The sequence below is a fragment of the Kitasatospora sp. NPDC006697 genome, assembly GCF_042869935.1.
Lineage (GTDB): Bacteria > Actinomycetota > Actinomycetes > Streptomycetales > Streptomycetaceae > Kitasatospora.
In genome coordinates this window covers 147,581-161,032 of record NZ_JBIAGU010000010.1, presented here as the reverse complement: position 1 = coordinate 161,032, position 13,452 = coordinate 147,581, and the positions used below count along the sequence as shown (strand labels likewise).

Annotated in this window: 9 protein-coding genes; 4 read left to right on the top strand and 5 right to left on the bottom strand. The window is 74.4% G+C overall.

Annotation, left to right across the window (positions count from 1 at the left end):
- Positions 1 to 5: 5 nt before the first annotated feature.
- Positions 6 to 1,145: a hypothetical protein gene (locus tag ACFYNO_RS16375; RefSeq protein WP_388011730.1), complete on the bottom strand. Its 1,140-nt coding sequence runs from the start codon at positions 1,143 to 1,145 to the stop codon at positions 6 to 8.
- Positions 1,146 to 1,401: 256 nt separating this feature from the next.
- Complete coding sequence (locus ACFYNO_RS16370) at positions 1,402 to 2,778, bottom strand: transcriptional regulator (RefSeq protein ID WP_388011728.1); 1,377 nt, start codon at positions 2,776 to 2,778, stop codon at positions 1,402 to 1,404.
- Between the two features lie 441 nt (positions 2,779 to 3,219).
- Here ACFYNO_RS16370 and ACFYNO_RS16365 point away from each other — a divergent pair, with 441 nt between their 5' ends.
- Entirely contained in the window at positions 3,220 to 3,930 is a 711-nt protein-coding gene (locus ACFYNO_RS16365; RefSeq protein ID WP_388011726.1) for a bifunctional DNA primase/polymerase, read from the top strand.
- Between the two features lie 359 nt (positions 3,931 to 4,289).
- On the opposite strand, the gene ACFYNO_RS16360 is transcribed toward ACFYNO_RS16365, so the two are convergent.
- Complete coding sequence (locus tag ACFYNO_RS16360) at positions 4,290 to 4,982, bottom strand: metal-dependent transcriptional regulator (RefSeq protein WP_388011724.1); 693 nt, start codon at positions 4,980 to 4,982, stop codon at positions 4,290 to 4,292.
- Between the two features lie 174 nt (positions 4,983 to 5,156).
- Between ACFYNO_RS16360 and ACFYNO_RS16355 the strand changes: the two genes are divergently transcribed.
- The 3 genes from ACFYNO_RS16355 (at position 5,157) to ACFYNO_RS16345 (ending at position 7,891) form a co-directional block, all read left to right on the top strand.
- On the top strand, positions 5,157 to 5,921 hold the full coding sequence (locus ACFYNO_RS16355; protein ID WP_388011722.1) for an SIS domain-containing protein: 765 nt from the start codon (positions 5,157 to 5,159) through the stop codon (positions 5,919 to 5,921).
- Positions 5,922 to 6,050: 129 nt separating this feature from the next.
- On the top strand, positions 6,051 to 6,980 hold the full coding sequence (locus ACFYNO_RS16350) for a DUF4231 domain-containing protein (protein WP_388011720.1): 930 nt from the start codon (positions 6,051 to 6,053) through the stop codon (positions 6,978 to 6,980).
- Between the two features lie 53 nt (positions 6,981 to 7,033).
- Positions 7,034 to 7,891: an alpha/beta fold hydrolase gene (locus tag ACFYNO_RS16345; RefSeq protein WP_388011718.1), complete on the top strand. Its 858-nt coding sequence runs from the start codon at positions 7,034 to 7,036 to the stop codon at positions 7,889 to 7,891.
- A 7-nt stretch (positions 7,892 to 7,898) separates the two neighbouring features.
- On the opposite strand, the gene fxsT is transcribed toward ACFYNO_RS16345, so the two are convergent.
- Together fxsT and ACFYNO_RS16335 are read right to left on the bottom strand one after the other, a co-directional pair.
- A complete protein-coding gene (fxsT, locus tag ACFYNO_RS16340) occupies positions 7,899 to 11,993 on the bottom strand; it encodes an FxSxx-COOH system tetratricopeptide repeat protein (protein WP_388011716.1) in 4,095 nt (1,364 codons plus the stop codon).
- Positions 11,986 to 13,326, bottom strand: coding sequence for a TIR-like protein FxsC (locus ACFYNO_RS16335; protein ID WP_388011714.1), 1,341 nt, complete (start codon positions 13,324 to 13,326; stop codon positions 11,986 to 11,988). The genes fxsT and ACFYNO_RS16335 overlap by 8 nt, the downstream gene beginning before the upstream one ends.
- Positions 13,327 to 13,452 lie beyond the last annotated feature (126 nt).

The window sequence follows — 13,452 nt, the reverse complement described above, 5'->3', positions numbered from 1 at the left end:
TGCGCTCAGAGCTGGGAGTCGCCCAGGGTGGGCAGGCCGGCCTGGGCCGCGATCGCGTTCCAGGTGGCGGAGGCCTGCTTCTTGGCCGTGCTGGCCTGGCCGCTGGCCGTGTTGCCGGCCTGGCGGTGCGGGTTGTCGCCCTGCTTGGCCGGGTCGCAGCCGGCGACCGCGTCGCCGGCCCAGGCCGCGTAGGCGTCGTCGGCGGCCGCCGAGGCAGTCCAGGCCTGGGTCAGCTGCTGCACCAGCTGGGCGCCGGTGGGCAGCTTGTCCACCTTGAGCGCGGCCAGCGAGGTGATCAGCTGCTTGCGCTGGGCGGAGGCCTGGGTGAGCGCCTGCTGGGCGGCGGCCGGGTTGTCGCACTTGGCGACCGAGTCCACCGCGCCGATCACCGCCTGGCGGCTGCTGTTGGCCCCGCTCAGCAGGTTGGAGACGCCCTGGGCCTGGGTCTGCGCCTCCGGGCTGAGCGCGCTCGCCCCGGCGCTGCTGGAGGCCGGCGCGGAGCTGCCCGCGGTGGTCTGGGCGCCGGTGGTGGCGGCCTTCGCCTTGTGCCCGCCGCCGCCCCCGCTGGCCAGCACCCCGATCAGGATGCCGCCGACCGCGCAGACGGCCACCACGCCGCCCACCACGGCCTTGCGGGAGAGCCGGCCGCCGCCGGACGGGCGGGAGCCGGCGCGGCCGAGCTGGGTGGTCTGCTCGGCGGGCGGGTAGCCGCCGTCGTAGCCCTGCTGGCCGTCGTAGGACTGCTGCCCGTAGATCGGCTGGCCGCCGAAGGACTGCTGCCCGCCGAAGGACTGCTGGCCGCCGAACGTCTGCTGCCCGCCGAAGCCCTGCTGGCCCCCGTCCCCGTAGGAGGGCGCCGGGTCGTTGGCCGGGTAGGGCGGCAGGTACTGGGTCGCCGGGGCCTCCTGGGCGGGTGCCTCGGCCGCGTAGGCCGCCGGCGGCTCGCCCCAGGTCTGGCCGCCCCCCGACAGGTACTCGGGCGCCCCCTGGGCCGGCACTCCGGGCGGCGGCCCGGCCGGGGCGGGCGGCGCGGCGGGCGCCGGTGCCGCGGGCGCGGCGGGCCCGCCGGGTGCGGCCGGCTCCGGGCGGAACAGGTCTTCCAGGTTGATGTCACCGGAGTTGGGGTACGAGCGGCGCTGGCTCAACGCGAATCCTCACCTGTGCACGGCCGAGGGCGCGTGGACAAGGGCGACCGGGCGGTCCGTGGTGCGGACCGCCCGCGCTGTCTGTCCGGTCGGAGCACCCGGGCCTTCCTCGGTTTCTTCCGCGCGTTATCACTGACGGCGGACCACTGCTGCTGGAGTTCCTCGGAACCTGGCGCCCACGCTACCGGTTCACCGCTACGGGTGACCACGCGGGCGCCTCCTCACCCCCGCTCGGACACCGCCCGCCGACAGTCCGTCACGCCGCCTCCACCTCCGCGCGCTGCTGGAACTCCCGCACCACGCGGTGGTCCCGGTACGGCTCCAGCCGGCGGCGGAAGTCGTCCAGGTACTCCACGCCCCGGTTGGAGCGCAGGCCGCCGAGCAGCCGCACCGCCTGCACCCCGGTCTCGCAGGCGCGTTCGATCTCGCGCTGCTGGAGCTGGGCGGTGGCCAGCAGCACCAGGTCCACGGCGCGCCGCCGGACCCGGCTGGCCGGGTGCAGGTCGAGCGCGATCCGGGCCTGCTTCTCGGCCTGCTTGCCGTGCTCCAGGTCGCGGTAGCAGTGCGCCAACTCGTCGGCCAGATAGGCCTCGTCGAAGTGCGCGATCCAGTCCGGGTCCTGCTCCGGGTCGCGCTGCTCCATGGCCGCCACCGCCTTGGCGGCGACCAGCTCGCAGCTGCGGGCGTCGCCGAGCAGCGCGTGGCCGCGGGCCTCGGCCGCGTAGAACATCGCCATCGCGGTCGGGGTGGCGACCGAGCGGGCTCCCTCCTGGGCCGCCCGGGCGAGTTGGGCGATCTCCCGCGGGTTGCCCAGGGTGGCCGCCAGGTGGCTCATCGAGGCGGCCAGCACGTAGCCGCCGTAGCCGCGGTCGTCGGCGGCCTGAGCCAGCCTCAGAGCCTGGATGTAGTAGCGCTGGGCGAGCCCCGGCTGCCCGGTGTCCACCGCCATGTAGCCGGCCAGCTCGGTCAGCCGGGCGACGGCGGCGAAGAGTTGACGGCCGGTCTCCTCCCGGTAACCGCCCGTCAGCAGGCTGGAGACCACGCTGTTCAGGTAGTGCACCACCACCGGGCGGACGTGGCCGCTGCCGAACCGGTGGTCCAGGTCCACCAGCATCTCGGTGGTGGCCCGGATCGCCGCCACGTCCGAGGGGCCGACCCGGGGCCCGCCGGTGCGCGCCACCACCGGGTCCGGCGGGGTGATCAGCCAGTCCCGGCTGGGCTCGACCAGCGCCGAGGCGGCCACCGAGGCGCCGCCCAGGAAGTCGCGCCGGCTGACGTCGCTGCGCCACAGCTCGCAGACCTGTTCGACCGCCCCGCCGAGCGTGGCGGCGAACTGCAGGCCGACGCCGGAGGTGAGGTTCTTGCCGTCGGCCATGCCGATCTCTTCCACCGTGACGCCGCGGCCGAGCTTGCGGCCCAGCGCCTCGGCGATCACGGCCGGCGCCTGGCCGCGCGGCTGCTGGCCGCGCAGCCAGCGGGCGACCGAGGTCTTGTCGTAGCGCAGATCGAGCCCGTGTTCGGCGCCGCAGAGGTTGACCCGGCGGGCGAGACCCGCGTTGGAGCAGCTCGCCTCCTGGATCAGCTGCTGCAGACGCTCGTTGGGCTGTCGTGCGACGAGTGGTCTCGCGGCCATGGGCTTCGCCTCCCCAGCGCCCCCGGTTCCGGCCGGCGGGCGTCGACTCTGCTGCTCTGGTGCCGGCCGACGCCCGCTCGCGCAGCGGCGAAACGGCGGCGTGCCGACTACCCGGCCAGTGAAGGAACTTGAGGCCAGGTTAGCGATCAACGACACCATCGGGATACCCATGCGATCGACCTGTTTCCCATGCGCGCCCGGGAGAATGCTCCCGTGCGCCCCCGCTGCGCCCACCCCCGCCACCGCTCCGGCCGCCCCACCCGCGCAGGCGGGGCGCCGGTTCCGCGCCAGGTACCGCGCCAGGGCGCGCCACCCCGGGCGGCCGCGCCAGGACCGGGCGCCGACTCTTCGTGATCACCGTTTCGAGTGACATTCCACAGCGCGGCGCGTGCACCGGGAGTCGGCCCGTAACCCGCTCCAAGGCCGGTAGTTGAGCAGCACGTGGAAGAGACCCCAGGAGCCCCACGGCAGGGCAGCGACGGAAAGCCGGTTCCCCCGCTGCTGATCGAGGCGGTCCGGTACGCGGAGGAGCGCCACTGGGAGGTGGTGCCCGGCACCCACCTGGTGGACGGGGACGGGCCGCCGCGCTGCTCCTGCCAGGTGCCCGGTTGCCCGGCCCCCGGCGCCCACCCGGCGAGCCCGGACTGGCAGCGCCGGGCCAGCGCCGGCCCCGGAGTGGTGCGCCGCTGGTGGACCGAGCAGCCGGAGGCGGCGATCCTGCTGCCCACCGGCCGCTCCTTCGACGCGCTGGACGTGCCGGAGCGGGCCGGCTGCCTGGCGCTGGCCCGGATGGAGCGGATGGAGCTGCAGCTCGGCCCGGTGCTGGAGGCGCCGGCCCCGCCCGGTCAGCGCGGGCGGCGGCTGATCTTCCTGGTGCTGCCGGGCACCCTGGTGAAGCTGCCGGAGCTGCTGCGCCGGCTCGGCTGGGCGCCCGGCCGGCTGGACCTGCTCGGGCGCGGCGACGGCGACTTCATCGTGGCGCCGCCGTCCCGGATCGGCCCCTACGGCCTCACGCAGTGGGCCCGGCCGCCGTCCGCGCTCAACCGCTGGCTGCCGGACGCCACCGAGCTGATCAACCCGCTGGCCTACGCCTGCGGCCGGGAGGCCCCGGCCCCGCAGGGCGCCCAGCAGGTGGCGGCCGCCCTGCACTGACGATCCGTCACCTGAGTCGGCGTCAGACCTTCGCCGGGCAAGAAGGCTGGTCTACCCGGCCGCCGGCCCGGCAAGCCGCTCGGACGAGTGACAGGGCGGCAGGGTTGCCACCCGCTGTCCAGGGGATGAATGCTGCGGGACGCGAAAGGCCCGAACCGAGACGAAACGGACCGGGGCGGACGGACGCGGACCAGGGGCCGGAGGAGCGCCGCAGGGGACGCCTGGACGGGGAAGCCAGGCGGCGGCGGAGGGCCTCGGGAGGGACGGAGGGGTCGGGAGGGATCGGGGGCGTCGGGCCCGGCACGCGGGGACGTGCCGGGCCCGACGGCACTCCCCCGCGCCGTCGCGGACGGCCTTTGCTACGCGTGCGCCACGAAGACGTGCTGGGCGATCTCCTTGCCGAGCTCGGCCGCGTCCGTGCCGGAGCCGACCAGCAGGCCGCCGCCGGCCGGGGCGACCCGCACCGTGGCGCCCGGGCGGATACCGGCGCGGCGCAGGGTGCGCATCAGCTCCTCGTCGGTCTGGATCGGCTCGCCGATCCGGCGGACCACCACGCTGGTCCCGTCGTCGCCCGGGCGCAGGGTGTCCAGGGTGATCAGGGCGGCGTCGAAGCCCTCGCCCTCGGCCTTGGTGTCGCCCAGCTCGTCCAGGCCGGGGATCGGGTTGCCGTAGGGCGACTGGGTCGGGTGGCCGAGCATGCTGAGCACCTTGCGCTCGACCGTCTCGCTCATCACGTGCTCCCAGCGGCAGGCCTCCTCGTGCACCTGCTCCCACTCCAGGCCGATCACGTCCACCAGCAGGCACTCGGCGATCCGGTGCTTGCGCATCACCCGGACCGCCAGCCGGCGGCCCTCCTCGGTCAGCTCGAGGTGGCGGTCGCCGGCCACCCGCAGCAGGCCGTCGCGCTCCATCCGACCCACCGTCTGGCTGACCGTCGGACCGCTCTGCTCCAGCCGCTCGGCGATCCGGGCGCGCATGGGGACGATGCCCTCCTCCTCCAGCTCCAGGATGGTGCGAAGGTACATCTCAGTGGTATCGATCAGCCCAGACATCGCCGCCGGCTCCGTTCCATCGGGGTCCTCACCGTTAATTCTGACGTACGGCTCGGACAACCGAGCCGCCCCACCGGTGCTTCCCCGGCGGTTTCGTCCCTGTTGACAGCGGGCCCGTGCAGGCACCACCGTGCTCGCCGTAGCTTTCTCCACTGTTCTAGAGGGAAGATCGCGATGGACGACCTGGTCGGACAGTACTTCGAGGCCGCCGTGGCCCACCTGCGGCGGGTGCGCGAGGAGGAGGCCGGCTCGATCGACCGGGCCGCCGCGCTGCTCGCGGACGCGGTGGAGCAGGGCCGGCGGATCTTCACCTTCGGCGCCGGGCACTCCTCGCTGGCCGCCCAGGACGTGGTCTACCGGGCCGGCGGCCTGGTGGTGATCAACCTGCTGAACGTGCCGGGCATGACCGGGGTGAACGTCATGCCGGCCCAGCTGGGCAGCGCCCTGGAGCGGGTCTCCGGGCTGGCCACCGCCACCCTGGACCTGACTCCGGCCACCTCCGGCGACCTGCTCTTCGTGATCTCGCTCTCCGGCCGCCAGGTGATGCCGGTGGAGCTGGCCGCGCACGCCCGGACCCGGGGCATGCACGTGGTCGGCGTGACCTCGCTCGCCTACCCGGGCCAGGTGACCTCCAAGCACCCCTCCGGCACCTTCCTCAAGGACCACTGCGACGTGGTGCTGGACAGCAAGATCGCGGTCGGCGACCACGAGCTGAGCCACCCGGGCGCCGAGACCGGGTTCGGCTCGGTCTCCACCATCGTCACCAGCGCGCTGATGCAGTCGGTGGTCGCGAGCGCGGTGGGCAAGCTCGCCGACCGCGCCCTGAGGGGTGAAGGAAGTACGCCCCCGCTCTTCCGCTCCGGCAACGTGGACGGCGGCACGGACTGGAACGCCAAGCTGATGGCGGAGAACGCGGACCGGATCTACTACACCTTCTGAGCCGGTGCTCCTCCGAATCGCGTAGGACGGGCGCGCACGCGCCCGAAAGGCGCGTACGCGCCCTGTGCCGCGGGGCGGTGACCGCCCATACTTCGAGCAGCGGACACCACGCGCACTCGGGGGGACGGGATGGCTGCCGGTGCAGGACCCACGGAGCGGCTGCGGGAGGAGGAGCTGCTGCCGGAGCTGTTCCGGCTGGCCGACTCCGCCTCCGCGCTCGGCCAGCGCCGGGCCGTCACGCTGGCCCGCTGGCAGCTGGTGCTGCTGATCCTCGCGGCGGCGGCCGGCGCCGTCGGCCCGGCCGCGGCCGGCTGGCCGTGCGCGCTGGCCTTCCTCGGCGCCTGCGGCCTTGCGGTGCGGCTGCACCGGCAGCAGCCGCAGGCGCTCTGGTACGAGGGGCGGGCGGCCGCCGAGTCGGTGAAGACCCTGGCCTGGAAGTTCGCGGTCCGGGCCGACGCCCACCGGCCGCCGCAGCGCTCCCGGCCGGAGGACGGCGAGCCCCTCTACCGGCGGCAGCTGGCCGGCCTGCTGCGCGGCTTCCGGGACAGCTCCGCGCTGCCGGCCGGCGCGGCCGAGGCGCCGGGCCAGGTGACCGCCGCGATGCGCGCGCTGCGCGAGCAGCCGCTGGCGGTGCGCCGCGAGGTGTACCTGCGGGAGCGGCTGGAGTCCCAGCGCGACTGGTACCGGGCCAAGGCCGGCTACTGCGAGCGGGCCGGCCGGGTCGCCGAGCTGCTGGGCATCCTGCTGCCGCTGCTCGGCGCGGTGCTGGCGGTGCCGCGGGCGCTGGGCGCGCCGCGGGTGGACACCGCGGGCACGGTGGCGGCCGTGGCGGTCGCGGTGACCGCCTGGGCACAGCTGCGCCAGTACCGCCCGCTGGCCGCCGCCTACCGGCTGGCCGCCGAGGAGCTGACCCTGGCCGGCGCCCAGCTGGCCCGGCTGGACCCGGCGGCGGACGGCGCCGAGGAGCTGTGGGCCCGGCTGGCCCGGGACGCCGAGGAGGCGGTCTCCCGCGAGCACACCACCTGGCAGGCCCGCCGCGAGGTCGGGCACGGGCACTGACCCGATCCGCTTTCGACTCTCTGGAGGGCCCTTCCGTGCAGCCGCGACTTGTCATGACCCCTGAGGGTCGGACCCTGGCCGTGCAGAGCTTCGGCGACCCCGCCGGGCGGCCGGTCTTCCTGCTGCACGGCACCCCGGGCAGCCGGGTCGGGCCGACCCCGCGCCCGACCGTGCTCTACCACCTGGGCGTGCACCTGATCTCCTTCGACCGGCCCGGCTACGGCGGCTCGGACCGGCTGCGCGGGCGGCAGGTGGCGGCGGGCGCCGCCGACGTGCAGGCGATCGCCGACCAGCTGGGCCTGGACCGGTTCGCCGTGGTCGGCCGCTCCGGCGGCGCCCCGCACGCGCTGGCCTGCGGGGCGCTGCTGGCGGACCGGGTGCACCGGGTGGCGGTGCTGGTCCCGCTGGCCCCGCACGACGCCGAGGGCCTGGACTGGTACGCCGGGATGACCCCCTCCAACATCCGCGACTACCGGGCCGCCGAGCGCGACCACCTGCGGATCGCCGCCACCATGTCCCAGCGCGCCCGCCGGATCCGGGACGACCCGGCCACCCTGCTGGCCGGGCTGCGCCGGGAGCTGTCCGGCAGCGACGCGGCGGTGGTCTCGGACGCCGGCATCCGCCGGATGCTGCAGCGCAACTACCGCGAGGCGTTCCGGCAGAACGCCGACGGCTGGATCGACGACGTGCTGGCCTTCACCACCGAGTGGGGCTTCAAGGTGCAGGACATCGCTGCCGCCACCTGGCTCTGGCACGGCGCCGAGGACATGTTCTCGCCGGTCGACCACTCCCGCTGGCTGGCCGCGCACATCCCCGAGGCCACGCTCTTCCTGGAGCCGGGGGTGGCGCACTTCGGCTCCTTCCGGGTGCTCACGGCCGCCGTCAAGTGGGCAGCCGGGAGCCCCGGCTGAGTCCGCATCAGACCGGCTGCGGCTCCAGGTCGCGGTTGATCCGCTTCCAGCCCCGGGCCGAGACGGTGTTGGGGTGCTCCTCGCCGAGCTGGCGGATGAACTCGGCGACCGCCCGGCTGCGCAGCTCGGCGGCCTGGTTGACCCGGCCCTGGGCGCGCAGCGTGACCGCCAGGTTGGCCTGGCAGGCGACCGCGTCCGGGTGCTGGGCGCTGTACCGGTCGCTCAGGCCGACCAGCGCCGCGCGCTCCAGCTCCTCCGCCTCGTCCAGGCGGCCGAGGTCCCCGTAGGCGTTCGCCAGGTTGATCATCGAGTTCAGGGTGAACGGGTGCTCCGCGCCCAGCACCCGGGTCAGCGTGCCGACGGTGGCCCGGCCCAGCTCCACCGCCTCGGCCAGGCCGCCGCTGCCGCGCAGGTAGATCGCCAGGTTGTTGGCGCAGGCCAGGGTGAACGGGTGCTCGTGGCCGAAGAGCTGCTGGTGGCCGACGTAGACCTGGCGGGCCAGGTCGCGGGCCGCGTCCTTGTCGCCGCCCGCGCTGTAGTCGGCGGCCAGGTTGAGCGCGCAGGCCAGGGTGTCGGGGGCGTTCTCGCCGTACCGCTCCAGGTAGCGCTCGTAGGTCTCCTTGGTCAGCCGGCGGGCCTCCGCCTGCCGGCCGGCCTTGCGCAGCGCCACCGCCAGCGCCTTGGCGTTGCGCAGCAGCTCCGGCACGTCGATGTCCAGGGTCTCGGCGTAGGCCGCGTCCACCTCCTGGTGGACCGAGACCGAGGCCTCGTAGTCGCCCTGTTCGCGCAGGTCGCGGGCGAGGTTGGACTTGCTGGAGAGGGTGTAGGGGTGCTTGGGGCCGAGCACCAGGGCCCGCCGGTCCAGGGTGTCCTGGTCCAGCTCCAGGGCGGCGGCGCTGTCGCCGACCAGCCGGTGGTCGATGGCCAGGTTGTTGGCGATCGACAGGGTGCGCGGGTTGTCCTCGCCGAACTGCTCGCGGAACCGCTCCAGGATCTCCCGGTCCAGCTCCAGCGCCTTGGCGAACTCGCCCAGCGCCCGCCGGTCGGCGCTCAGCGAGCCGGCCGTCATCAGGGTGTACGGGTGGTGCTCGCCGAGCACCCGGCGCTGCCGCTCCAGGGTGTCCTCGTCCAGCTCCATGGCGGCCGCGTACTGGCCCTGCGAGCGCATCACGTTGGCCAGCTGGAAGCGGAGCAGCAGGGTCTGCCGGTCGTCCTCGCCGAGCTTGGCGGTCCAGGCCTCGTCCAGCAGGTGGCCGGTCCGCCGGGCCTGGATGTACTCGCCGCGCTTCCACAGGTAGCGGACCCGGTCGATCATCAGCTGCCGGGTGTCCGCCTCCTCGCAGTCGTGCGCCCGGGACGGCGACAGGTGCGGCCAGATCTCCTCGAAGGCGGGCCAGTTGGCCGGGTCGTCGGTGTCGCCGACGACCGGGCGGGCGCCGATCAGGATCCGGTGCACCTCGTGGATGGTGTCGTTCTGCTCGACGGCGGTCATCTCGGAGCGGATCACCTCCTGGACCAGCCGGTGCACCTGGATGCTGTTGGCGCCCGCGTCCACCTTGGCCAGCGCGTACCGGCCGATCGCCTGGATCACCCGGCCGAGCAGGAACTTGTCGCTCAGGCCCGGGTCGTAGGGCACCAGGGCGCGGATCATCTGGTCGCTGTAGAAGAGGTTCATCGAGATCGGCTCGGGCGCGAAGTAGGCGCACAGCTGCAGCATCCGGGCCGCGGCCGGGGACTGCCCGCGCAGCCGGGCGATCGAGACCCGCCAGGTCGCGCCGACCGTCATCGGGTAGTCCACCGGGCGCTCCAGCTCCAGCACCCGGGCGGCCTCGGTGCGCAGCGCCTCGATGTACTCGGCGACCGGGGTGCCGGTGGCCTTCAGCCAGGCGCCGGCCACCTCGACCGCCAGCGGCAGGTCGCCGACCGCCTCCGCCACCGCGTCCGCGTCCGGGCGGCCGAGCGCGCCGCCGGTGCGCCGGGTCAGGTGGTCGATGCTCTCCGGACGGGTGAAGACGTCCATGGTCAGCGCCTCGGCGGCGGTGGACCAGGCCTGGTTGCGGGAGGTGACCAGCACGTGGCCCGGGCCGCCGGGGAAGAACCGGCGGATCTCGCCGGGCTCGTCGGCGTTGTCGAAGATCAGCAGCCAGCGCTTGGCCCGCTCGCCGCGGCGCAGCGCCTCCAGCGCGATCTCCGCCGCGTGCGCCACCGGCTCGTTGGTGGAGCGGCCCATCCGGCGGGCCAGCTCGGCCAGCTGGCCCTGGATCTCCTCCTCCTGCTCGGCCGAGATCCACCAGACCAGGTCGTAGTCGGCCATGAACCGGTGCGCGTACTCCAGCGCCACCTGGGTCTTGCCGACGCCGCCGAGGCCGTAGAGGGTCTGCGGCACCGGCAGCACCGCGGTGGTGCCGCCGCCGAGCTGGTTGCGCAGCCGCTCCAGCACCTCGGCCCGGCCGGTGAAGTAGGTGTTGCGCGGCGGCACGTTCCAGATCTCCGGCTGGGTGCCGGGGAACCGCGGACCGGCCGCCGGGTCGATGGTCGGCAGCTCCTCCCGGCCCAGCGCCTTGACCAGGGCGGCCAGCGCCTGCGGCTCCTTGAGGTTGACCAGGTCCACCGGGTTGCGGCTGCTGAACGGCGCGGCCAGCGGGGTGGAACCGACCCGGACCGGGATCAGCTGGCGCCGGGTGCCGGACGGGTCGGAGCCGGCCACCGACTCCCAGAGCGCCCGGGCCTGCGGCGAGCGCAGGTAGGCGGGCGAGAGCACGGCGACGGTGCGGAAGGCGGCGTCCACCGAGCGCTCGGTCTCCAGCCGGGTGTCCGCGCCCGCGCTGACGTCCCGGGGCAGCACCCGGAAGCCGGCCGCGCCGAGCACGTACTCGATCCAGTCGGCCCACATCCGGTCCTCGGGCACGTAGCTGAGGTAGATGTCGGCGGGCACGGTCGGGCGGCGGCGGGTGAACGCCTCGATGTAGCGGGCCCGCACCTCCTCGTCCATCGCCGGCAGCGAGCTGACCTCGCCGGCGGTGATCGCGTCGGTCAGCCGCTCGCAGGCGGAGAGCATGCTGGTCGGGGTGCCGGGCTGGTCGCCGAAGGTGGCCAGGATCTCCTCGTAGGCGTAGAACGGCCGATACGGGATCTCCACCGAGCCCCAGTAGTGCACCAGTTGCTCGCCGGACAGACCGGAGGGCAGGCCGTCGAACCGGATCCGGGCCAGCGCCCGCCCGGCGTCGGCCTTCTCCTTCTCGAAGTCGTCGATCCGCATCGGCACCGGCAGGATCCGGATGCCCCGGTCCCGGTAGCGGTCGTTGATGTGCTGGGCGATCCGGGAGGCGCCGTCGATGGACTGGTCGCTGAGGGTGAAGCAGACCACCAGGTCGTCGGGCATCTGCACGGTGCAGATCTCGGCGGTGTCGGAGAGGCCGGTGCGGCTGTCGATCAGCACGTAGTCGTAGCGGCGGCGCATGTCGGCGCGCAGCGCGTCGAAGAACTGGCCGCCGTCGAACCGCTCGTAGAAGAGGTCCCAGTCCAACCCGCCCAGGGTGCCGGAGTAGTCCCGGTCCTGACGGCCCGCGGAGAGGAAGTCGATGCCGCCGCCGGGCGGGAAGCCGCCCCAGGAGAGCGGCACGGTGTGCCCGGCCACCTTGGCGAAGTCCAGGTGCCAGCCCGGGTGGTGGCCGATCCCGCGGAGCTCCTCCTGGTAGCGCTCCGGCTCCAGCAGCGCGTCCGCGTACAGCTCGGTCTCCCGCAGCGCCTCCTCCCGGTAGTCGTTGATCAGCGTCATCACGCCCGGGGCCTCGGCGAGTTCGGCCGAGTCCAGGAACGGGTGGAAGAACTTGGCCAGGCCCGGCGCCTCCAGGTCCCAGTCCACGGTGAGCACCCGGTAGCCGTTGGCCGCCAGGATCCAGGCGGTGTTGGCCAGCGCCATGGTGCGCCCGGTGCCGCCCTTGTAGGAGTAGAAGGTGACGATCCGGCCCTGCCGGTCCGCGCCGTCGGCGACCGGGGGGCGGACCGGCTGGACGGCCGGCGACTGCTCGGCCCGCGCGGAGGACGAACCGCGCCCGCCCAGTCGCAGGTTGCGCGTGGTCGTGTCGGACGTCTCAGGCATCGTCTTCTCCCCCTCGGTCGCTCTCGCGGTCCTGGTCGTCGGTGGCGGCGGGCGGGCGGCGCGGTCCGCGCGGCGGATCGCCGAACGCGCCGGTCAGTCGCGGCCGGGGCTCCCCGGTGGCGGGCGGGCGCGGCAGCGCCCGCTCCTTGAAGGCCTTCTGCGCCCGGATCGCGGCGTGCTGGAAGGCCAGGCCGAAGTCGCTGGCGGTGGGCACCCCCTCGGTGTCGATCCGGTCGCCGGCGCTCGGGCGGAACGACGGACGGGCGCCGCCGGCCCGGCGGCGCAGCACCCGGTCGGTCAGCCCGGCGAGCGCGCCGGCCTCGGCCGCGCACTGCGGGTCGTCCCGGTTCCACGGCTCGACCACGGTGACCCAGGCCGGGTTGCGGCGGGCGAACTCGGCGACCAGCGCCGCCCGGCCCGGGTCCTGCAGCACCCAGCGGTCCAGCAGCACCACGCCCGGGCCCTGCGGCTGCTCCAGCTCCATCAGGTGCTCGGCCCGGGCGTCGAACTCGTGCACGGTGGGGTTGAGGTCGCACTGCCGGGCCAGCTGGGCGGCCTTCTCGGCCAGCGTGCCGCCGGCGCCGCCGCGCACGTAGGGCTGCCAGTCGGTGCGCAGCGCCCCGTACCAGCCGGGGTCGCGGTGCTCGGGCACCTCGGAGTCCTTGAACGCGAGCACCGCGATGGTCAGCTCGTCGGCCGGCGAACGGCTCGGGAAGGCCGAGGGGTTGCTGGTGAAGTCGACCGGCTCGACCACCGGGACCACGGTCTCCAGCGCCACGTCGACGATCCGCCGGGCGATCTTGTAGACCACCTTCTCGTACAGCCCCTGGTTGTGCCGCTGGGCCATCAGCGCGTAGAGGCCGTCCTCGGTGTAGGCGCGCGGCATCGAGGAGTGGTTGTACTGCACCTCGGCGGCGACCGAGGGCAGCGCGCCCTCCCGCATGCCGACCCAGAGCACCGGCACGATCGCGGTGTTGTGGGCCGGGCCGCCGGGGGCGTTCGCGGCCCGGCGGGCGAAGGTGTACCACTCCTGCCCGCAGGGCGTGGAGCGGAACAGCCGCGGGTGGTAGAGCGGCACGAAGACCCGGCAGGTGGCCAGCGCCTCGGAGATCCGCATCGCCCAGTTGTCGCCCTGGTGCATAGTCTCGTCCATGAACCCGACCGGGTCGGCGGTGGGCAGCGGGGTCAGCTGCAGCACGGCCTCGCACAGGTCCTCGTAGAACTGGCTGACCCGCAGATTGGGGTTGCGCGAGCCGACGGCCGGCATGTGCGCGTACGACAGGAAGAAGTGCGGTTTCGCCGAGGCCGTCCGCCCGCCTTCAGCGTCGTTCACTCAGCCTCCCCCGGCGCCGGCCGTGCCTCCCCGCGGGGGGAGCGCTCCAGTGTAGGAAGGCGGCCTTCCCCGAGGGAATAGTGCCGCCGCCACCCACACCACTGATCATGCGTCAGTGCGCCGCCG